Genomic DNA, 20,340 nt, shown 5'->3' on the forward strand with positions numbered 1-20,340 from the left:
CTGAAACTGACGCGGGTTTTTCAGCCGTTTGTATAAGTCGCAATGGCAAGCAAGGGGTATTTCCTGAGAGACCTGTGCGCCACGTTTACTGCGTAGGTCCAGGGATGAAGATATTTCACTCAAAATATGTACGAGCAGGGAAAGGTCTGAAGGGTTCCATAAAGTCCAATACACTAAAGTTGGCGAATTTTTGTAGGCTAATTCCTTTCTTCTTGTGGGGTGGGTCTCTGCCTGCTGTTGCTCGGGGGGGCACGCTATGCCAACTAGCAGACGACTAGGCTATTGTGCTTTCTCTAAATAATTCGAACAGCGAAATTGGACTTTCTCATGAATAAAGTGCTGATCGTGGATGATCATCCCGTCATTCGGCTTGCTGTGCGCATGCTCATGGAGCGTCATGGTTATGAGGTCGTTGCCGAGACTGATAACGGTGTCGATGCGCTGCAACTTGCGCGGGAACATATGCCGGACATTGTCATATTGGATATCGGCATCCCCAAACTCGATGGCCTTGAAGTTATTTGCCGGCTGGCCTCGACCAAGCAAGCCGTATCGTTCAAGGTGCTGGTGCTGACGTCCCAGGCGCCGGGGCATTTTTCCATGCGTTGCATGCAGGCCGGGGCCGCCGGCTACGTGTGCAAGCAGCAGGACCTGACCGAGTTGTTGAGCGCCATCAAGGCGGTGCTTTCCGGCTACAGCTACTTCCCGAACCAGGCGCTCAACTCGGTGCGGTCCACCATGGGCAACGCCAGCGAAGCAGACATGGTCGAACGTTTGTCGGGGCGGGAGATGATGGTGCTGCAACAGCTGGCCCGTGGCAAAACCAACAAGGAGATTGCCGACGGCATGTTCCTCAGTAACAAGACCGTCAGCACCTATAAGACACGCCTGCTATTGAAGCTCAATGCTCGATCGCTCGTCGACCTGATAGAGCTGGCCCAGCGCAATGGTCTGGTGTGAGGAGGGGCGCTTCGCCATTCTGACGCCGTTGTAAAAACCGGCACAAAAAAGCCTCCGTCAGGGAGGCTTCCGGCCAGCTGCCGGAGTGTCAGAGGTCGAAGTCGTAATCGGCCAATTGCTTTTGCAAGCGCCGCTCTTCCAGGAGATTGTCGATAATCAGGCGTTTGCTCAAATTGGTCTTGGCCACCTCCGGGACGGGCGCCGGCGCCTCATCGTCTTCCAGCTCCACCAATTCGTCATCTACTTCCAGTTGTTCTTTGCCAGTGCTCATAAGGTTCACTCCAGGCTAAGACTGCCGTTGGCGCTCCTTATAGCGATAATCCACGAACGCGTAAAAAAGATTTTTTCAATCGATTGATAGGGAAAGCCCAGCAACCCTCAATCGTCGGAGGTCTTGTCCTTGTATTCACAGAGATCTTCGATCCGACAACTGCCGCACCGAGGCTTGCGCGCCTGGCAAACATAGCGTCCGTGAAGAATCAGCCAGTGGTGGGAATCGAGCAGATAGGGCTTGGGGACGAATTTCATCAGCTGTTTCTCAACCTCCACCACATTCTTCCCGCGGGCGATGCCGGTTCGGTTGCTGACGCGAAAAATGTGCGTATCCACCGCCATGGTCAACTGCCGAAACGCCGTATTGAGTACGACGTTGGCGGTCTTGCGGCCCACGCCGGGCAATGCTTCGAGGGCTTCGCGGGTTTGCGGTACTTCGCTTGCGTGCAGTTCCATGAGCAGGCGGCACGTCTCGATCACGTTCTTGGCCTTGCTGTTGTACAAGCCGATGGTCTTGATGTACTCGGATAACCCTTCCACACCCAAGGCGTAAATCGCCTCCGGCGTGTTGGCCACCGGGAACAGTCTGGCCGTGGCCTTATTGACGCCGACGTCCGTGGATTGCGCCGAAAGGATCACTGCGATCAGCAGCTCGAACGGCGAGGAGTAGGCCAGTTCGGTCTTGGGTTCCGGATTGTCTTCGTGAAACCTGCGGAAAATTTCCAGGCGTTTTGCAGCGTTCATAAGGGCGGACGTTTCCTTGCAGGCGGTCGACGTGATTGTACCAATACACAGCGCGGCGTCAGCTATGTGTCAGGTGTTATCGCTGGCGTCGTAAGTAGCCTCGGCATCATGCAGCGTCTGCTCGGCGGCGTTCAGCGCGGCACTCAAACTTGCCAGTTGCTGCTCGCCAGCCTGCTGATCCTGGGCCTTTTTCAATGCTGCCCGGCGCATTGCCAGCTGTATCTTCGCGCGCTTGAGTTCAGCACTTTTGGTGGTCGGCGGCGGTGGCGGGCTGTTGATTTCCAGCGCGGCAAGCGCCTGCTCCGAGGCTTCGAACTGCCTTTGCAGGACAATCAGTTGCGACTGTTGCTCAAAGGTCGGAGGGTGCCCAAACGCCTTCAGGGATTTGTGCAGTTGAGCGCGGCTCATGGCGACATTGATTTTGGCTCGCTTGATCGCTGCATCCTGGGCCGCCTGATGGCTATCGGCTTGTGCCACTGCCACGGGCTCAATGCGCTTGGTTCGTGCCTGGCGTTCGGCGAGTCTACAGGCGTGCTCATGTTGCAGGCGCGCGTTGCGCTGTTCGAAACGCCGCCGTGCGCGGTCGCGTTTGAGGCCACGTTCGCGCCGCTCATCGTCGCTGTGCGCCAGGCCTCCCACAATAGGCAGGACCTCAGCGAGTGGGCGCATCTCAATGCAGTCCACAGGGCAGGGCGCCACACACAGGTCGCAACCGGTGCACTCGTGGATTATCACCGTGTGCATCCACTTGGCGGCGCCAACGATGGCGTCCACCGGGCAAGCCTGGATGCATTTGGTACAACCGATGCATTCAGCTTCACGGATATAGGCGACCTGGGCCGGCGCGTCTCCGCGGCTGGTGTCCAGGGCCAGTACCGGCACGCGCAGCAACTGCGCAAGCCCGGCGATGGCTTCCTGGCCACCCGGTGGGCACTTGTTGATGGCCTCGCCGTTGGCGATGCCTTCGGCGTAAGGCTTGCAGCCCGGGTGCCCGCACTTGCCGCATTGAGTCTGCGGTAGCAGCGCGTCGATACGTTGAATGAGGTTCATGCTTTGATCATAGCGTTGACGCCCGGCCCGCCGACGTGGGCGGGCTGAAAAGCCCCGACGCGCAAACGCCGGGGCATCTTGCAGGGTTTACTTGATGCGTTGACCCGGCTTGGCGCCGCTGTCCGGGCTGAGCAGATAGATTTCTTCGCCGCCAGGACCGGCTGCCATCACCATGCCTTCAGAGATGCCGAACTTCATTTTTCGTGGCTTGAGGTTGGCGATCATCATGGTCAGGCGACCGTCGAGCTTGGACGGGTCCGGGTAAGCGCTCTTGATGCCGGAGAACACATTGCGCTGTTCGCCGCCCAGGTCCAGGGTCAGGCGCAGCAGCTTGTCGGCGCCTTCCACGGCTTCGGCCCTGACGATCAGTGCAACCCGCAGGTCCACGGCGGCAAAGGCGTCGAACTCGATTTCAGCGGATATAGGGTCCTTGGCCAATTCGCCGTTACCTGCAGGCGCAGTGGCGCCGGTATCGGTCTGGCTGGCGACCAGGTCTTCTTTCGAAGCGTCGGTCATGGCCTGGACTTTCACCGGGTCAATGCGGGTCATCAGCGGCTTGAACGCGTTCAACTGATGGTTGCCCAGCAGCGTGGCGTGGTCGCTCCAGGTCAGCGGCGCGACGTTGAGGAACGCCTCTGCATCGGCGGCCAGCAGCGGCAGCACCGGTTTGAGGAAGATCACCAACTGACGGAACAGGTTGACGCCGGTGGCGCAGATTGCCTGGACCTCAGCTTCCTTGCCTTCCTGCTTGTTCAGCGACCATGGCGCCTTGTCGGCAATCCAGGCGTTGGCGCGGTCGGCCAGGCCCATGATCTCGCGCATGGCGCGGGCAAAGTCGCGGGCTTCATAAGCGTCGGCGATGCTCGGCGCGGCGGCCAGGAATGCATCGGTCAGTTCCGGGGCGGCATTGTCAGCGACCAGCACACCCGCGTTGCCCTTGTGGATGAACCCGGCACAACGGCTGGCGATATTGACGACTTTGCCGACCAGGTCCGAGTTGACCTTCTGTACGAAGTCTTCCAGGTTCAGGTCGAGGTCGTCGACGCCACGGCCCAGTTTGGACGCGTAGTAGTAACGCAGATATTCCGGCGACAGGTGGTCCAGGTAGGTGCGCGCCCTGATAAAGGTGCCACGGGACTTGGACATTTTCTGCCCGTTCACCGTCAGGTAGCCGTGCACGGCAATGCCGGTCGGCTTGCGGTAGCCCGAACCTTCGAGCATCGCCGGCCAGAACAGCGCGTGGAAGTTGACGATGTCCTTGCCGATGAAGTGGTACAGCTCGGCGGTGGAATCCTTGCCCCAGAACGCATCGAAGTCCAGCTCCGGCGTGCGGTCGCACAGGTTCTTGAAGCTGGCCATATAGCCGATCGGCGCATCCAGCCACACATAGAAGTACTTGCCCGGCTCGCCCGGGATCTCGAAGCCGAAGTAAGGCGCGTCGCGGGAGATGTCCCACTGTTGCAGGCCACTGTCGAGCCATTCGGAGAGTTTGTTGGCCACCGCGTCCTGCAAGGTGCCGCTGCGCGTCCAGGTTTGCAGCATTTGCTGGAAATCCGGGAGCTTGAAGAAGAAGTGCTGCGAGTCCTTGAGCACCGGAGTAGCGCCGGAGATCGCCGACTTGGGATCCTTCAAGTCGGTCGGTGCGTAGGTCGCCCCGCATTTTTCGCAGTTGTCGCCGTACTGGTCTTCGGTGCCGCATTTCGGGCAGGTGCCCTTGATGAAGCGGTCGGCCAGGAACATCTTCTTTTCCGGGTCGAAATACTGGGTCACCGAACGCTGGTCGATGTGCCCGGCTTCTTTCAACCGCAGGTAGATCTGGCTCGACAACTCGCGGTTTTCGTCGGAGTGGGTGGAGTGGAAGTTGTCGAACTCCACCAGGAACTCGGCAAAGTCGGCGCTGTGTTCAGCCTGCACATTGGCGATCAGTTGTTCCGGGGTGATGCCTTCCTTTTCGGCGCGCAACATGATGGCCGAACCGTGGGCGTCGTCCGCGCAGATGTAGATGCATTGATTGCCGCGATGCTTCTGGAAGCGCACCCACATATCGGTCTGGATGTACTCAAGCATATGGCCAAGATGGATGGAACCATTGGCATAGGGCAGGGCGCTGGTGACGAGGATCTTGCGTGGCTCGGACATGGGGCTCGGCTACTTGATGAAACGGAGGTCGGCCACTATAAAGCGCCGGGAAATTTATTTCACCCCGTGGTGCTGTTTCAGCATCTTCCCATCCTGCGAAAGCATGCCGCTGGCGGCCTGGAACGGTTAGGATAGCCGCCTGTTTCAGTCAGTCTTTTTCGGGAGTAGCCCATGAGCGCCGTCAATCGCGCAGCGGTGGAAGCCGTTCTTCGCCAGTACACCGACCCCTATTTGAACCAGGACCCGGTCAGTGCCGGCTGTGTGCGGGCCATCGAGGTCCAGGGTGACCAGGTATCGGTCCAGTTGGAGCTGGGCTATGCCGCCGGCCTGTTCAAAAACGGCTGGGCGCAGATGCTGCAGATGGCCATCGAAGGCCTGGACGGCGTGCGCTCGGCCAAGGTCGACATCCGATGCGTGATCGCGTCGCACAAGGCCCAGGCACAGATCCCCGGCCTGGCCAACGTCAAGAATGTGATCGCCGTGGCGTCGGGCAAGGGCGGCGTGGGTAAATCCACCACCGCCGCCAACCTGGCCCTGGCCCTGGCCCGCGAAGGTGCGCGCGTGGGCATCCTCGACGCCGATATCTATGGCCCGAGCCAAGGTGTGATGTTCGGCATTGCCGAAGGTACGCGGCCCAAGGTCAAGGACCAGAAGTGGTTTGTGCCGATCGGGTCCCTGGGTGTGGAAGTCATGTCCATGGCCTTCCTGACCGATGACAACACACCCATGGTCTGGCGCGGGCCGATGGTTTCCGGTGCGTTGCTGCAATTGGTCACCCAGACTGCCTGGGGCGATCTGGACTATCTGGTGATCGACATGCCCCCCGGTACCGGCGATATCCAGCTGACCCTGGCGCAGAAAGTCCCGGTGGCCGGTTCGGTGATCGTTACCACGCCGCAGGACCTGGCGTTGCTGGACGCCAAGAAAGGCGTGGAGATGTTCCGCAAGGTCAACATCCCGGTGCTGGGCGTGGTGGAAAACATGGCGGTGCACATCTGCTCCAACTGCGGCCATGCCGAACATCTCTTCGGCGAGGGCGGTGGCGAGAAGCTGGCGACCCAATACGGCGTCGAACTGCTCGCCTCGTTGCCGCTATCGATGTCTATTCGTGAACAGGCCGATGGCGGCAAGCCCACCGTGGCTGCCGAGCCCGATGGTCAGATTGCCATGGTGTATCAGGAGCTGGCCCGCCATGTGGGCGCGCGGATAGTGCTGCAGGAGGCGACCAGTCCTGCGATGCCGACGATTACCGTCAGCGACGACTGAACCAACTGTGTAGGAACGGTACCGCCCAGGCTTGTGACGCTCTTTTCCCAATGAGTCGTGTAAGCATTCGCTTACCTTCATGTAGGTATTCGGTTTTTTTACCGGGAGCGAGCGTCTCGACTCGGCGAGCGACATTTCTAACTGTTTGAAATAAAACAATTATTTAATGTCGCTTGAGCATCGGTGGCTGGCCGCCGCCCATTTGGATCCCGTTGAACTTATCTGGGAACGCTCTAACATCAGCCCTGTGTCCACGGATTGGCACAGCCATCAAGGAACGGTGGTTTGAAGGAATGTCGCAGGATGCGATTCATCAGGACGATGAAAAGGATTAAAGGGACTAGGGAAAAAATATGGGCGGGTCATACCGCCCTTTTTTTCGCCTGTAGAAAAGTGAAAACGGCTACATGAAAACGCAGAAAAGGCCCGCAAAGGGCCTTTTTTTTGGCAACGACGCTGCTATCAGCGTTCGAGATCTGCAATCTTGCCGGTCTTGCCATCCCATTCTTCTGCATCGGGCAGCGCGTCTTTTTTCTCTGTGATATTCGGCCAGATGTCTGCCAGCTCGGCATTCAACTCAATGAAGTTTTCCATACCCGCAGGTACTTCATCTTCAGAGAAAATAGCGTTAGCCGGGCATTCTGGTTCACACAGAGCGCAGTCAATGCACTCGTCCGGGTGGATGACCAGGAAGTTCGGGCCTTCGTAGAAGCAGTCCACCGGACACACTTCTACGCAGTCGGTGTACTTGCACTTGATGCAGTTGTCGGTGACGACGAAGGTCATTTCTAATTTTCTCCTCAGGCGGCGGCAGCGAAACCCTGTGTGGCAGGGCTCGCGAGGTTCGGGAGCGATAGTCTGCAGGCCAGGCTAAAAGCCCGCAGCATCCCAAACCGCGCGAGAGTCTACCAGCTTGCACGCGTGTGCGTTATATCCGAGTCTTCAGTGCATATAACATTTCGAGCGCTTTACGCGGCGTCACGTCATCCAGATCAAGTTTGGCCAGCTCATCGAGTACCGGATGGGGCAGGCTGGCGAACAGGTCGCTCTGGTGCGGCGCGGCGGGTTTCCTGCTGGCCTTGGCGGGGCTGGCGACCACGGTTTCATGGGGCAGGGCCGTGGTTTCCAGGCGGCTCAGGTGTTCGCGGGCGCGGGTGATCACATCATTGGGCACGCCGGCCAACTGCGCGACCGCCAAGCCATAACTCTGGCTGGCCGGGCCCGGCAGCACATGGTGCAGGAACACGATGCGCTCGTTGTGCTCGGTGGCATTGAGGTGCACGTTGGCTACCAGCGGCTCGCTTTCCGGTAACACCGTCAGCTCAAAATAGTGTGTGGCAAACAACGTATAGGCGCGCAAATGTGCCAGACGCTCGGCCGCCGCCCATGCCAGGGACAGGCCGTCGAACGTGCTGGTGCCGCGTCCTACTTCGTCCATCAACACCAGGCTACGGTCGGTGGCGTTATGCAGGATGTTCGCGGTTTCGCTCATTTCCACCATAAACGTCGAGCGCCCACCGGCCAGGTCGTCGCTGGAACCGATCCGGGTGAAAATCCGGTCCACCAGGGACAGCTCGCAACTGGCCGCCGGCACGAAGCTGCCGATGTGTGCCAGCAGCACGATCAGCGCGGTCTGGCGCATATAAGTGGATTTACCACCCATGTTCGGGCCGGTAATCACCAGCATGCGAGTGTCGTCGTCCAGCGACAGGTCGTTGGCGACGAAGGGCGTGGTCAGCACCTGCTCCACCACCGGGTGACGACCTTGCACGATGCGCATGCACGGCTCGCTGACAAACCGCGGGCAGTTGAGGTCCAGGTTCAGCGCTCGTTCGGCAAGGTTGCTCAGCACGTCCAGTTCCGCCAGGGCGGCAGCGGTGTCCTGCAACGGCGCCAGGCGGCTGATCAAGTCCTCAAGCAAGGCTTCGTAGAGCATTTTTTCCCGCGCCAGGGCGCGGCTTTTGGCCGACAGCGCCTTGTCTTCGAACGCTTTGAGCTCCGGGGTGATAAACCGCTCGGCGCCCTTGAGCGTCTGGCGACGTTGATAGTCGATAGGCGCCGACTCGGCCTGTTTGCTCGGCAGCTCGATAAAGTAGCCATGTACGCGGTTGTAGCCGACTTTCAGGTTAGCCAGGCCCGTACGGGCTTTTTCGCGCGCCTCCAGGTCGATCAGGAACTGCCCGGCATTTTCGCTCAACGATTGCAGCTCATCCAACTCGCTGTCGTAGCCGGTTTTCAAAACGCCGCCGTCACGGATGATCGCCGGCGGGTTGTCGATGATGGCCTTTTCCAGCAGCGCCGCGAGGTCCGGGTAAGTGCCGGCGGTGACTGCAAGCTGTTGCAGGTGCGGCGTGTCCAGTTCGGTCATTGCCACTTGCAGTTGCGGCAGGGCGCTCAACGCGTCCCGCAGGCGCGCCAGGTCACGGGGCCGCGCGTTACGCAGGCCGATCCGCGCGAGGATGCGCTCGATATCGCCGATTTCCTTGAGTTGCGGCTGCAGCTTTTCAAAGCGATAGCCGTCAAGCAGGCAGGTAATAGACGTCTGACGTGCCTGAAGGACGGTCAAATCCCGCAGCGGACGGTTCAACCATCGGGTCAGCAAGCGGCTGCCCATCGCAGTCTGGCAGCGGTCCACCACCGATTGCAGCGTGTTATCGCGCCCGCCCGCCAGGTTGGTGTCCAGCTCCAGGTTGCGACGGCTGGCGCCATCCAGAACCACCGTATCGTCCAGGCGTTCATGGCGCAGGCTGCGCAAGTGCGGCAGGGCCGTGCGCTGGGTTTCCTTGGCGTAGCTGAGCAGGCAGCCGGCGGCGCCGATGGCCAGGGTCAAGGTCTCACAGCCAAAGCCCTTGAGGTCCTGTACGGAGAATTGCTGGCACAAACTTTTCAGCGCCGAATCACGCTCGAAATCCCACGGTGCACGGCGCTTGGTCCCACGGCGCTTCTCTGCCGGCAAATCCTTGGGCCAATCATCCGGAATCAACAACTCCACCGGATTGATACGCTCCAGCTCCGCCAGCAGGTTCTCCCAACCCTTGATCTCCAGCACGCTGAAGTTGCCGCTGGTGATATCCAGCACCGACAGGCCGAACAAACGCTCATCGCCCAACACCGCAGCGATCAGGTTGTCGCGACGCTCATCCAGCAGCGCCTCATCACTCACCGTGCCCGGCGTAATAATGCGCACCACCTGACGTTCCACCGGCCCCTTGCTGGTCGCCGGGTCGCCAATCTGCTCACAGATCACCACCGACTCGCCCAGCTTCACCAGCTTGACCAGGTAGCCTTCCAATGAATGGTAAGGAATCCCACACATCGGGATCGACTGCCCAGCCGACTGCCCGCGCGCGGTCAGGGTGATATCCAGCAACTTGGCGGCCTTCTTCGCGTCTTCGTAGAAGATCTCGTAGAAGTCGCCCATGCGATAGAACATCAACTGATCAGGGTGCTGGTTTTTCAGGCGCCAATACTGCTGCATCATTGGCGTGTGGGAGGACAGATCGGAGGTGTTTTTACTCATTGGGTAATAGGCAAATTCGTTGAAAGTGATGGGGCAAAGGGGGCGCGTGGTCCAGTGTCGATCAGTTTGGAAATGCGCACGTCAAAACAAAGCAGGTCGAATGTGGGAGCTGTCGAGCTTTAGCGAGGCTGCGATGGGATCACCGCGCTGTACCTGCGGACCGCATCACCCGCATCGCTGAAGTTCGAAAACCTCACACCTTGCCCAATCCTGGTCGCTTAACTGATCGGCATTGGGCGCTTGGCCCAGCATTTTTTGCGATGGGCGCAAGGTTAACATGCGAAGTCGACCCTTCGCAGGTCGCAAACGACCAGGTAGAAATAGAAGAAGGGCGCAGCGCATTCATTCAAATACACCGCCCCCTTCTTTTTATCGCCTTACTGAATGTTGCCGGGCGAATCCAACACCTTCACCACATCATCAATCACCGCCTTGACCATCTCCTGCAAGTAATGCGACGCCCAGGCATAACGGTCCGTCTCCTTGGTCATCGCCGCATCTTCTGCGAGCATCTTGGCGACATGGAGAAGATCGGAGGCGTGGTGCAAGGCTTCTTGCAGGGAAACACCGCTGTTGACGCGGAATAGAGGCTGGTCGGAGTGAAAGGAGAAGGGGGTGACGCCGAGGGTGGTTAACGCAGGCGGATTTGTAGCAGTCATTGGTAAAACTCCCATATCAAGTGAGAGCTACCACGTTCGTTCTCAGGCGAATAGGTGGCAGCTGTGCGCAGGCTGAGAAACCGGAGATACAGGAACCCGGCAGACCCGAAGGTCTCCCACGCACAGCCGCCATTGCACGAAACTGCATGTCTTCAAACCGGCCAGAATCGGGTTTTATCGGGTAGAAACCGTCATCATCTTTAAACGGCAAAGCCTCAAGCTCGGACACGCTTAGTGGACGACCTTTCTTTGCTTCAACGCAGGCCGGAGTGTCTTTCATGACATCACAGAACTCAAAACCGTCTTTACGTTTAAATCCCAGAAGTTGCATGCATTGAAATTGGAGTACCTGTTCATTTATGGGTAATTGAGTCAATGAGCCGCCTACAGGGTCACCACATTCCGCCATCGCAGCCTTAACATCATCGACGCTCGTGGAGGCACGCTGCCACTGTGTGAATTCAGCTGGTGGCGGACAGCCTGTGAGTAAAAGTACCGATGCGATCAATGCCGGGAGAGTGATGATCTGGCTTTTTCGCAGCATATTAATCCTTCAAAGTTGGAATTACTGCGCGGTCCAACAGGCTATCTGGACCTACGGCCACTAGCCGGAAACAGCCCTCTGATCACCCCAAGAAACGCCGCAAACAAATTGATTGAAGTCGCCGTAGTGATGGCAATTAACACGTTATCCGAGAACGGCGCTTTACCCGAGTAATACGTCGACCACCCATTCCACACCAACAGAACCGCCCAAAAAATCACGCCACAAGCCGCAAACCAAAACGCACGCCCCGCATACTTCTTGCGCAGTTGCCTTTCAGCCTTCTGGTCTTTGAGATTCTGGTTTCTTTCATCGTCGGGGCCTATGGCTTGCTCGCCACCGGCTTGGGAGTCCTGGTCAGGCCCTGCCACCGGGGGCAGGGTCAGTTCAAGATTGTCGAGTTCTTCACTCACGGATGCGGCTCTTTGGGTGAATGAGTGTCGCCATGTCTTCCCAGTCAATGGCGGAGCCGTCGGCACCCTTTAGGGCCCAGGCTGTGCCGTCCTCGTGGGACAGGTTGGACAGTTGAGTGCCGGACCATTTGCCGTATTTGTTGATGATCCGGTCAATCAAACGATGGGTGTAGGTATCGCTCTCGGGAACCCTCGGTGTAACGAAGACAATGTCTTCGGCGTCGGGTTTCAGGTTGCTGAGAAGCGACGTCACCGGGCGATTACCGTAGGATTTCAACTCATGGTACAGCGACGGGATGACCGGGCCATATTGCCAGCGCGCAAAGTGGTCATCCATGAGCGGTTGATCCCGCTCGCGCAGATGCCAGGACTGCGTATAGAACAGCAGTTTTTGCAGCTTCATGGGCGTCAGGCCCGAAAGCTTTCCTTCCTTCGAGCGTTCAATGAAGGCGTTAGCGACAGCTAGCGCTGAATAAGCCATGAGCACCTCCGTCGTTGCTGGCTATGTTGTTACAGAGTCTTATACATAGGCCCTTAGTTGTCGACAAGCAAGGTGTCGCCCGGCGGCACTATCAAGCTGGCGGGATAATAGAGCGCAAAATAGCTGGCTGTATATACAGTATTTTGTTTCGGCTAATTGAAATTGGGGGGTTAATGCATAAATATGCAAATTAGCATTTGCCAAGCTCAAAAACTCCCGTCAATATCCGCGTTATGCAAAAACGCAACGTTTCTATCGTCTTGAAAGAGCTGCTGGACCGCGACCGGATCTCCCCCACGGAGCTGCACCGACGCACCGGCGTGCCTCAATCCACCCTGTCCCGGATCCTCAGCGGCAAGATCGTTGATCCGTCGGACAAACACATCTCGCGCATCGCCGAGTACTTCCGCGTCAGTACCGACCACCTGCGCGGGCGCGCCGGGGTGGGTGCTTTGCGTGATGACGCGCGCGACCCGATGCATTCGGAACTCAAGGACATAAGCCTGTGGGACGACGACACGCCCGTTAATGATGACGAGGTGTCGATCCCCTTTCTGCGCGAGGTTGAATTGGCTGCTGGATCAGGAAGATTCGTCATCGAGGAAAGCGAGAAAGCCAGCCTGCGTTTTGGAAAGCGCAGCCTTCGGCACAACGGCGTGCAGTTCGACCAGGCCAAATGCGTGACGGTGCGTGGCAACAGTATGCTGCCAGTACTGCGCGATGGCGCGACGGTGGGGGTAAATGCCGGCAAGAGCGGGATCGGAGACATCGTTGATGGTGACCTGTATGCCATCAATCACAATGGACAGCTGCGGGTTAAACAGCTCTACCGCCTGCCTTCCGGGATTCGCCTGCGCAGCTTCAACCGTGAAGAACATCCGGATGAAGACTACAGCTTCCAGGATATACAGGATGAGCAGATCAGCATCCTCGGTCATGTTTTCTGGTGGGGCATGTATGCCCGTTAACCTCCTTACGTAAGCCAAAGCCCGCCAACGAGCGGGCTTTTTTTCGTCTTCAGAAAACCGGCAAACCCGTTGCGCGCAGGGCTTCCAATGCGTTGGTGCATCCCGATCGCCAAAATAAATGCATTTATGCATTGACTGTATATGCATACATGCATATTCTTCATCTCAAGCCAGCCAACAAGGCCTGGTGGAGGTGGCAAGGATGCTGCCAAGGAAGACAGGGAAGGCACGCAACATCGGCAAGGACGCCATCAGAGCGATGGCAGGGATGCCAGGCAACACCGGCAAGGATGCCGACGCTCTTTAGTTTCACCCAGCTTCAAGAACAGGCATCGATGAACCGGCCTTGACGGTTCAGAGGGTTGGCAACTGACCCGGGTGTGCAGCGTAAAGCACCAGAAGCAGTTATCCGGCAGACAGGGATCGTGGTCGGAAAAATATTCAGGAAAGGACCGTACCGCGCCAGTAGCGCCGAAAGTCCGAGGACATCATTACTGAAAAGCCCGGGCGACCGGGCTTTTTGGAATGCCTACCTATCGAAGTGTGTGTAATTGAAAAACGGACTATTCAGTGCTCAGCCAGGAGGCGTGACATGACAAACGAACAACAAGCGTTAGCGGAAATGCCTATCTGGCTGGTGATCATATTGGCTCTGGTCGGCGGCGTTTCCGGCGAGATGTGGCGCGCCGACAAGGAAGGCGCCCGCGGTTGGTCGCTGGTTCGGCGCCTGGCGCTAAGGTCCGGGGCGTGCATGGTCTGCGGGGTCTCGGCCTTGATGCTGTGCTACGCCGCCGGTATGTCGATCTGGACCGCCGGAGCCATAGGTTGCCTGACCGCCATGGCCGGCGCGGACGTGGCCATCGGCCTTTATGAACGTTGGGCGGCCAGGCGCGTCGGGGTCAACGAGGCCCCGACCTCTCGCCCGGATCAGCAGTAACCGCTGCAAGGATGCAAGCAAATGACACTTCTCGAAAAACCTTCGCAACTGCCGATGGCAATTGGGATTGCACTGAAGAGCGCGTTCCCGCAACTACGGGTAGGCAATCACCAGGACTTTTCCGGCGCGCCGGATAACACCGGCGTTTTGATCAGCGTGGAGCGCAACGGTCCGGGCGTTCGTTCCCTCGCAGGACGCAAGGCGCATGCGTTGTCGATCTCGCTCAGGGCCATGGTCGGCAGGGCGTCGGCACCGTTTGACGCCTGCGATCTGGCCAGCCAATTGATGGACCTTGCCTTGGACAACCGCTGGGGCCTGCCACCCGAGCAGTGCGACCTGCCCTCCGCCATTATCGCGGCACCTTCCTCACTCACCGGTGCGGAAACGGACTACGACACCTGGACCGTTTCCTTCAACCAAAACTTCTACCTCGGCCCGTCACTGCTCGACGATCCCGCCGGCAAACCGCCGTTTGCCCGCAGCTGGGAAGTCACGAACATCGACGATCCAGACCAGTACCGTTCGTTGCAGGAGTAGTCAATGCATTGCTACGGGATAGCCTCGGCCTGGTCTCGATACTGCCAGATCGCAACAGTAGCTTCCAAGCCAGCCAAGGCCCCCACTGCTCGCACGAGCGGGAGGGAGCTTGGCAGATAAATAAACGGACTTGCAGATGTTGAAAGAATTCAGATGCGGTAACTGCGAAAGACTTCTCGCCCGCACGGGTGGGTTTACAGAGCTCCAGATCAAATGTTCCCGATGTGGGACGCTGAATCATGTGAAGGCCGCGAGCCTCGAGCAATCGCCCATGAGCGCCATACGCCCAATATAGAGGCCTGAACTTAAATCAGCTCAGTAGCGGAGTTTAAAATGGAAAACGCAAATTCGGCGTCTCAAACCTTGCAAGATCTTTGGACCCAAGTGCAACCGGTGGATAACACCGGCATGCTTAGGCGCGTGGTTTTTGGGGACGGCAAGTTTTATGCGGCTGGTGGCAACGGTCTTCCCACAACCACTCAGCTTGTCAGCGGAGGCACGACTGGTACAGCGTGGACCAAGCTTAAGGGCGCCGTCACCTCTGATAGCGGAAAGGTCCTCAACGACCTGTACTGGAACGGTATTGGGGTACAGCTTCAAGCCCTTTCTCAATCCGGCAATGTGGTCTACGGCAGCACAGCACGCCCTGAAAGGGCTTGGACAGACATTACGGCAACTGTTCGCGCGTCCGGAGACTTGCAAGGCATTGTGTATTATGACCCAATTTTCGGCAGCAACACGACCTGGATACTGGTTGGGTCTAACGGTAAAGTCTTTTCCCGTTATGGCGATTGGTCAGGCCAGGTGGAGCGCACTACGACCTTCACTTCTGGCGAGACTGTGTACTGCGTCAACGTCATTGGCGATTTTGTGTTGGTTGCGGGATCGAATGGGAAGCTGCTTAGCGCTGTGAAGATGCCGACGGAGAATCCGCAATCATTTGCGACCAGAACCAGCACCTTCGGCACTAGCACCATCCTTTCCATGAAGCTTTGCAACGGGAAAATGTTTATCGTTGGTGCGGATGGCAAGATGGCATATTCATCCGGTGGGCTTATCTGGACTGCTGTTGAAGATACCAGTTTCGGTGGAACCATCATCCGCGACATTGCTTACGGTAATGGCAAGTATGTAGCGGTCGGCGACGGCGGCAAGACAGCCGTTTCCGAGGATGGGATCGGCTGGGTTCAGCAAGCCAACACTTTCGCAGGAGCCGATATCCGGAGCGTCGCCTTCGGTAACGGCAACTTTGTAGCTGTTGGTGCAGGCGGCAAGATTGCTTACTGGACTCCATGATCTTCTATCTCCTTGCGTAATAGAGCCCAGCCGTCGCGCTGGGCTTTTTCAGTTCTGATTCAGGCTCGCCACAGCCAGGGTGGCCCTTCGGGAGATGCCTGGGCGCGGATAAGCCGGTAGTACCGCGATGCAAGAAAACACCGGCAGCCCGCGCATCCTGACCTCACTGTGCTTCCAGGGGGGGCGAGACAGTACAGGCGAGATCGTGCATTGGGGCGTCGACACTGGAATTGTCTTTGGCTGGCAGCGCGGGAAGACGCGCACACCTATTCAGGGCCTCAGCTTCGCTGGGGCTTTTCTCGTTATGAGGCAAGGAAAATGTCCGGCACTATCCAGTCCAGCAACTACGTGCCGGGCGTTTCCGGCTGGAAGCTCAATACCCTCACCGGTGAGTTCGAGATTAACTCTTGCACCCCCGGCAGCGCGGCCAATGCGCCAGAGCGTCAGATGGTGTCGGTCGAAGTGGCCAGCTGGAGCAAGTACGACCTGCACAAGAATGCCGCCAACCTGCTCCAGTTCATGCAGGCCGAGCTGCAGAAGGTCCCCGAGCGGTATCGCCATGTCGCCGAATTCGAAGAGTTCGATGCGAGCTACGGCGATGAGTCGTTCAATCCCCGCCTGTTCCTAAGCTACGCCCGACTCGAAATAGAAGAAGAGCTGGCCGATCGCCTGGCGAAGGCTAAGGTTGCTGGTACACGGGTCAGCATCAAGAACGGCTTGACGACTGTCATCCACGATGGCGTTCACGCTAATTCACGGCCTGCCACTGAGCGAGCCTTTTCGTTTTCGACTCCACCACACCCATTGCTCCGAGCTGGGAGTTCTGCTGGAGCTGACTTATTTGTACAGGTCGTACCTCGTCCACTTTTACTCTATAGAAGTGGCGATGGATCCTAACGACCTGGCCCTTGGCGTGTTCGCGTGGCTTGGTGGTACCGGCACTGTGTTGCTTGGTGATCTGTGGTGTTGCTCCACTGCCACGCAGATGCACACACCCACCAGATGATGTGCCAATGACGACCGTTGCCTACAAAGATTGCGTGATCACCAAGAGTCAAACCCATGCTCATGACGCTCCCCCAACTGCTTCAGGTGATGCCTGGCGCCCGTGCGCGTGCGGGCCTGTTTTTAACCGCCCTGAATGCAGCGTTCGTTCGCTACGAGATCGACCGCCCACTACGCATCGCCGCCTTCCTCGCCCAGGTCGGCCACGAATCCGCCGAGTTGCGCCATGTGCGCGAACTGGGCAGTGATGCGTACCTGAGCAGGTACGACACCGGCCCGTTGGCCGCGCGCCTGGGCAATACCCCGCAAGCCGACGGCGACGGCCAGGCATACCGGGGCAGGGGGCTGATCCAGATTACCGGTAGTCACAATTATCTGGCCTGCAGCCGGGCATTGTTCGGCGATGACCGTTTGTTGCGCGAGCCGATGCTGCTCGAGTTGCCCCAATGGGCCGCCGCCTCGGCCGGCTGGTTCTGGCAGAGCAATGGCCTGAACGAGCTGGCCGACAAGGGGCAGTTCACCACCATCACGCGGCGCATCAACGGCGGGCTCAATGGGCTGGAGGATCGCCTGCGGCTGTGGGCGCGGGCGAAGGAGGCGTTATGCGTTTCCTAAATGTGTGCCGGCTGATAGGCGTGGGCCTGCTGGTGGCGGTTGTCTGGCAGGTGCAGGCATGGCGTTACTCGGCGCGGATTGAACATTTGTCGGCAACACAGACCCAGGCAGCTCTGCGTCAGCAACAGTTCGCGCAAGACCAACGGCTGGCCCTTGAGCAACAGCTCACTGCCAGCGACACACGACATGCCCGGGAGTTGAGCGATGCCCAACGTCATCAAGCGGCTCTGCGCGACCGCCTGGCCACTGCTGATGTGCGGTTGTCAGTCCTTCTCGACGCCTCCAGTGGCTGCGCAGTGCCAGCCGCTACCGGCGCCGGCAGCGTGGTTCATGCAGCCGCGCGAGCCCGACTTGACCCGGCGCATGCTCAACGAATTATCCGCATCACCGACGACGGCGACAGCGCCCTGATCGCCTTGCGCGCCTGCCAAGCCTATGTGCGGGCCGTCGTGCGTTAGTCTTTTGATGCATTCTGCAACTTGCATGGCCGATGGGCTGCTGTAGGGTAGGCGAACCATCGCCCATCCCTGGAGACGACCGTGAAGGAAATCACTCAACTGGCGGCTGAACTGGGGCGCCGTTTGCAGGTGCTCAATGCCCATGTCACCACCGCCGAATCCTGCACCGGCGGCGGTATCGCCGAAGCCATTACGCGGATTCCGGGCAGTTCGGCGTGGTTCGAGGCGGGCTATGTCACCTATTCCAACCGGCAGAAAACCCGGCAATTGGATGTGCCGCAAGCGCTGTTTGCCAAAGTCGGCGCCGTCAGCCAGGAAGTGGTGGAGGCGATGGCGCGAGGGGCTCATGAAAAAAGCCTGGCACGCTTTGCTGTGGCGGTCAGCGGCGTGGCGGGCCCGGACGGCGGTTCGCCGGACAAGCCGGTAGGCACGGTATGGCTGGCGTTTGGCGTGGGCGATGAGATCACGGCCGAGCGTGCGCACTTTCCCGGCAACCGCGACGAGGTCCGTCGACAAACGGTAAAGGCCGCGCTGGAGGGCTTGTTGCGACGAGCTGCAGCAGAAATAGACAATCAGGGGTAGGCGATCTTCGATCTTTGTGGAACAATACTGTCTACTTATACAGGTGTTGGCCGTCAGGCCTTATTGATTACGTGAGGACTTTAATGGACGACAACAAGAAGAAAGCCTTGGCTGCGGCCCTGGGTCAGATCGAACGTCAATTCGGCAAGGGTGCCGTAATGCGTATGGGCGATCACGACCGTCAGGCGATCCCGGCTATTTCCACTGGCTCTCTGGGTCTGGATATCGCGCTCGGCATTGGCGGCCTGCCAAAAGGCCGTATCGTTGAGATCTACGGGCCTGAATCTTCCGGTAAAACCACCCTGACCCTGTCGGTGATTGCCCAGGCTCAGAAAATGGGTGCCACGTGCGCGTTCGTCGATGCCGAGCACGCCCTGGATCCTGAATACGCCGGCAAGCTGGGGGTCAACGTTGACGACCTGCTGGTTTCGCAGCCGGACACCGGCGAGCAAGCCCTGGAAATCACCGACATGCTGGTGCGTTCCAACGCCATCGACGTGATCGTGGTCGACTCCGTGGCGGCGCTGGTACCGAAGGCAGAAATCGAAGGCGAAATGGGTGACATGCACGTGGGCCTGCAAGCCCGTCTGATGTCCCAGGCACTGCGTAAAATTACCGGCAACATCAAGAACGCGAACTGCCTGGTGATCTTCATCAACCAGATTCGTATGAAGATCGGTGTAATGTTCGGCAGCCCGGAAACCACAACCGGTGGTAACGCGCTGAAGTTCTACGCCTCGGTCCGTCTGGATATCCGTCGTACCGGCGCGGTGAAGGAAGGTGACGAGGTTGTCGGTAGCGAAACCCGCGTTAAAGTTGTGAAGAACAAGGTAGCCCCGCCTTTCCGTCAGGCAGAGTTCCAGATTCTTTATGGCAAAGGCATTTACCTGAATGGCGAGATGATCGACCTGGGTGTGTTGCACGGTTTTGTCGAGAAATCAGGCGCCTGGTATGCCTACAACGGCAGCAAGATCGGTCAGGGCAAGGCCAACTCGGCCAAGTTCCTGGCGGACAACCCGGATATCGCGGCCACGCTTGAGAAGCAGATTCGCGACAAGCTGCTGACGCCAGCGCCAGACGTCAAGGCCGCCGCCAACCGCGAGCCGGTTGACGAGATGGAAGAAGCCGATACTGACATCTGAAGCAAACGATGACTGTGGTAGTGGATACACTCGTCGCCGTTCGGCGCACTGCAATGGACCTGCTCGCACGCCGCGAGCATGGCCGAGTCGAGCTGACGCGCAAATTGCGTCAGCGCGGCGCAGAGCCTGAGATGATCGAAACGGCCCTCGACCGATTAACGGAAGAGGGCTTGTTGTCGGAATCCCGATACCTCGAGAGCTTTGTGTCTTATCGCGCACGCTCCGGTTATGGCCCTGCGCGGATTCGCGAAGAGTTGAGCCAGCGTGGCCTGCAACGTGCCGATATCGACCTCGCTCTGCGCGAATGCGATATCAGTTGGCAGTCGCAGTTGGAAGAGACCTGGCGCCGCAAGTTTGCTGGTCATCTGCCGATTGATGCCAGGGAGCGTGCGAAGCAAGGTCGTTTTCTGAGTTATCGCGGATTTTCGATGGAGATGATCAGTCGCTTGTTAAGTGGCCGGGACATGGACGACTGAGCGTAAAAATCACGCCGGCTGTTGATGATCGTTCCCTCGCTCCGCGTGGGAATGCATCCCGTGACGCTCCGCGTCGCCATCGCGCAGGCACCTGATTTTTCGCTGAAAGCAGGACGCGGAGCGTCCCGAGTGGCATTCCCACGCAGAGTGAACTGACCCCACAAAGCTGGACGATTTTCTGTCTACGCCTGAGCGGCCTGAGTTCTGTATTCAACAGGACTCAGGCCGTTTAGCTTCAATCTGATACGCGAGTGATTGTAATACTGGATGTACTC

General features: G+C 58.4%; 24 protein-coding genes. 13 read left to right on the forward strand and 11 right to left on the reverse strand.

Annotated elements, in window-relative coordinates:
• Positions 1–327: 327 nt before the first annotated feature.
• Complete coding sequence (locus TU82_RS18950) at positions 328–960, forward strand: response regulator transcription factor (RefSeq protein WP_003188986.1); 633 nt, start codon at positions 328–330, stop codon at positions 958–960.
• 88 nt (positions 961–1,048) lie between these two features.
• On the opposite strand, the gene TU82_RS18955 is transcribed toward TU82_RS18950, so the two are convergent.
• The 4 genes from TU82_RS18955 to metG form a co-directional block, all read right to left on the reverse strand.
• Positions 1,049–1,231, reverse strand: coding sequence for a PA3496 family putative envelope integrity protein (locus TU82_RS18955; RefSeq protein WP_057724794.1), 183 nt, complete (start codon positions 1,229–1,231; stop codon positions 1,049–1,051).
• Positions 1,232–1,338: 107 nt separating this feature from the next.
• Positions 1,339–1,977 carry an endonuclease III gene (gene nth, locus TU82_RS18960; RefSeq protein WP_057724795.1) on the reverse strand — a complete coding sequence of 213 codons (639 nt, stop codon included), beginning with the start codon at positions 1,975–1,977 and terminating at the stop codon, positions 1,339–1,341.
• Between the two features lie 69 nt (positions 1,978–2,046).
• Complete coding sequence (rsxB, locus tag TU82_RS18965) at positions 2,047–3,027, reverse strand: electron transport complex subunit RsxB (RefSeq protein ID WP_057724796.1); 981 nt, start codon at positions 3,025–3,027, stop codon at positions 2,047–2,049.
• A gap of 87 nt (positions 3,028–3,114) precedes the next feature.
• Positions 3,115–5,166 (reverse strand): methionine--tRNA ligase, encoded by a 2,052-nt coding sequence (metG, locus tag TU82_RS18970; protein ID WP_057724797.1) that lies wholly within the window; start codon positions 5,164–5,166, stop codon positions 3,115–3,117.
• Positions 5,167–5,337: 171 nt separating this feature from the next.
• On the opposite strand from metG, the gene apbC reads away from it, so the two are divergent.
• On the forward strand, positions 5,338–6,432 hold the full coding sequence (gene apbC, locus TU82_RS18975) for an iron-sulfur cluster carrier protein ApbC (RefSeq protein ID WP_057724798.1): 1,095 nt from the start codon (positions 5,338–5,340) through the stop codon (positions 6,430–6,432).
• A 462-nt stretch (positions 6,433–6,894) separates the two neighbouring features.
• On the opposite strand, the gene fdxA is transcribed toward apbC, so the two are convergent.
• The 6 genes from fdxA to TU82_RS19000 form a co-directional block, all read right to left on the reverse strand.
• Complete coding sequence (fdxA, locus tag TU82_RS18980) at positions 6,895–7,218, reverse strand: ferredoxin FdxA (protein WP_030139464.1); 324 nt, start codon at positions 7,216–7,218, stop codon at positions 6,895–6,897.
• A 142-nt stretch (positions 7,219–7,360) separates the two neighbouring features.
• Positions 7,361–9,952 carry a DNA mismatch repair protein MutS gene (mutS, locus tag TU82_RS18985; protein WP_057724799.1) on the reverse strand — a complete coding sequence of 864 codons (2,592 nt, stop codon included), beginning with the start codon at positions 9,950–9,952 and terminating at the stop codon, positions 7,361–7,363.
• Between the two features lie 377 nt (positions 9,953–10,329).
• Positions 10,330–10,611 (reverse strand): DUF3077 domain-containing protein, encoded by a 282-nt coding sequence (locus TU82_RS18990; protein WP_057724800.1) that lies wholly within the window; start codon positions 10,609–10,611, stop codon positions 10,330–10,332.
• Positions 10,612–10,627: 16 nt separating this feature from the next.
• Positions 10,628–11,155 carry a hypothetical protein gene (locus TU82_RS28035; RefSeq protein WP_231982736.1) on the reverse strand — a complete coding sequence of 176 codons (528 nt, stop codon included), beginning with the start codon at positions 11,153–11,155 and terminating at the stop codon, positions 10,628–10,630.
• Positions 11,156–11,196: 41 nt separating this feature from the next.
• A complete protein-coding gene (locus tag TU82_RS18995) occupies positions 11,197–11,568 on the reverse strand; it encodes a hypothetical protein (protein ID WP_057724801.1) in 372 nt (123 codons plus the stop codon).
• Positions 11,561–12,049: a Panacea domain-containing protein gene (locus TU82_RS19000; protein WP_057724802.1), complete on the reverse strand. Its 489-nt coding sequence runs from the start codon at positions 12,047–12,049 to the stop codon at positions 11,561–11,563. Before TU82_RS19000 ends, TU82_RS18995 begins: the two co-directional genes overlap by 8 nt.
• 233 nt (positions 12,050–12,282) lie before the next feature.
• On the opposite strand from TU82_RS19000, the gene TU82_RS19005 reads away from it, so the two are divergent.
• The 11 genes from TU82_RS19005 (at position 12,283) to recX (ending at position 20,065) form a co-directional block, all read left to right on the forward strand.
• Positions 12,283–13,017 carry a LexA family transcriptional regulator gene (locus TU82_RS19005; protein WP_057724803.1) on the forward strand — a complete coding sequence of 245 codons (735 nt, stop codon included), beginning with the start codon at positions 12,283–12,285 and terminating at the stop codon, positions 13,015–13,017.
• 592 nt (positions 13,018–13,609) lie between these two features.
• Complete coding sequence (locus TU82_RS19010) at positions 13,610–13,954, forward strand: phage holin family protein (RefSeq protein WP_057724804.1); 345 nt, start codon at positions 13,610–13,612, stop codon at positions 13,952–13,954.
• A 21-nt stretch (positions 13,955–13,975) separates the two neighbouring features.
• A complete protein-coding gene (locus TU82_RS19015; RefSeq protein ID WP_057724805.1) occupies positions 13,976–14,491 on the forward strand; it encodes a hypothetical protein in 516 nt (171 codons plus the stop codon).
• Between the two features lie 136 nt (positions 14,492–14,627).
• Positions 14,628–14,786, forward strand: coding sequence for a zinc finger domain-containing protein (locus tag TU82_RS28040; protein ID WP_082632039.1), 159 nt, complete (start codon positions 14,628–14,630; stop codon positions 14,784–14,786).
• Positions 14,787–14,824: 38 nt separating this feature from the next.
• Positions 14,825–15,787, forward strand: coding sequence for a beta propeller repeat protein (locus tag TU82_RS19020; protein ID WP_057724806.1), 963 nt, complete (start codon positions 14,825–14,827; stop codon positions 15,785–15,787).
• A gap of 318 nt (positions 15,788–16,105) precedes the next feature.
• A complete protein-coding gene (locus TU82_RS19025) occupies positions 16,106–16,684 on the forward strand; it encodes a hypothetical protein (protein WP_231982737.1) in 579 nt (192 codons plus the stop codon).
• Positions 16,685–16,849: 165 nt separating this feature from the next.
• Complete coding sequence (locus tag TU82_RS19030; RefSeq protein ID WP_057724807.1) at positions 16,850–17,407, forward strand: glycoside hydrolase family 19 protein; 558 nt, start codon at positions 16,850–16,852, stop codon at positions 17,405–17,407.
• Positions 17,395–17,865 carry a lysis system i-spanin subunit Rz gene (locus TU82_RS19035; RefSeq protein WP_057724808.1) on the forward strand — a complete coding sequence of 157 codons (471 nt, stop codon included), beginning with the start codon at positions 17,395–17,397 and terminating at the stop codon, positions 17,863–17,865. Before TU82_RS19030 ends, TU82_RS19035 begins: the two co-directional genes overlap by 13 nt.
• A gap of 81 nt (positions 17,866–17,946) precedes the next feature.
• Positions 17,947–18,447 carry a CinA family protein gene (locus TU82_RS19040; RefSeq protein WP_057724809.1) on the forward strand — a complete coding sequence of 167 codons (501 nt, stop codon included), beginning with the start codon at positions 17,947–17,949 and terminating at the stop codon, positions 18,445–18,447.
• An 83-nt stretch (positions 18,448–18,530) separates the two neighbouring features.
• Complete coding sequence (recA, locus tag TU82_RS19045) at positions 18,531–19,589, forward strand: recombinase RecA (protein WP_005785454.1); 1,059 nt, start codon at positions 18,531–18,533, stop codon at positions 19,587–19,589.
• A gap of 8 nt (positions 19,590–19,597) precedes the next feature.
• Entirely contained in the window at positions 19,598–20,065 is a 468-nt protein-coding gene (recX, locus tag TU82_RS19050) for a recombination regulator RecX (RefSeq protein WP_057724810.1), read from the forward strand.
• Between the two features lie 182 nt (positions 20,066–20,247).
• Here recX and TU82_RS28045 read toward each other — a convergent pair.
• Positions 20,248–20,340: IS3 family transposase (locus tag TU82_RS28045; protein WP_141234440.1), on the reverse strand; the 93-nt coding region annotated here is incomplete at its 5' end.

The sequence above is a fragment of the Pseudomonas orientalis genome (assembly GCF_001439815.1).
Lineage (GTDB): Bacteria > Pseudomonadota > Gammaproteobacteria > Pseudomonadales > Pseudomonadaceae > Aquipseudomonas > Aquipseudomonas orientalis.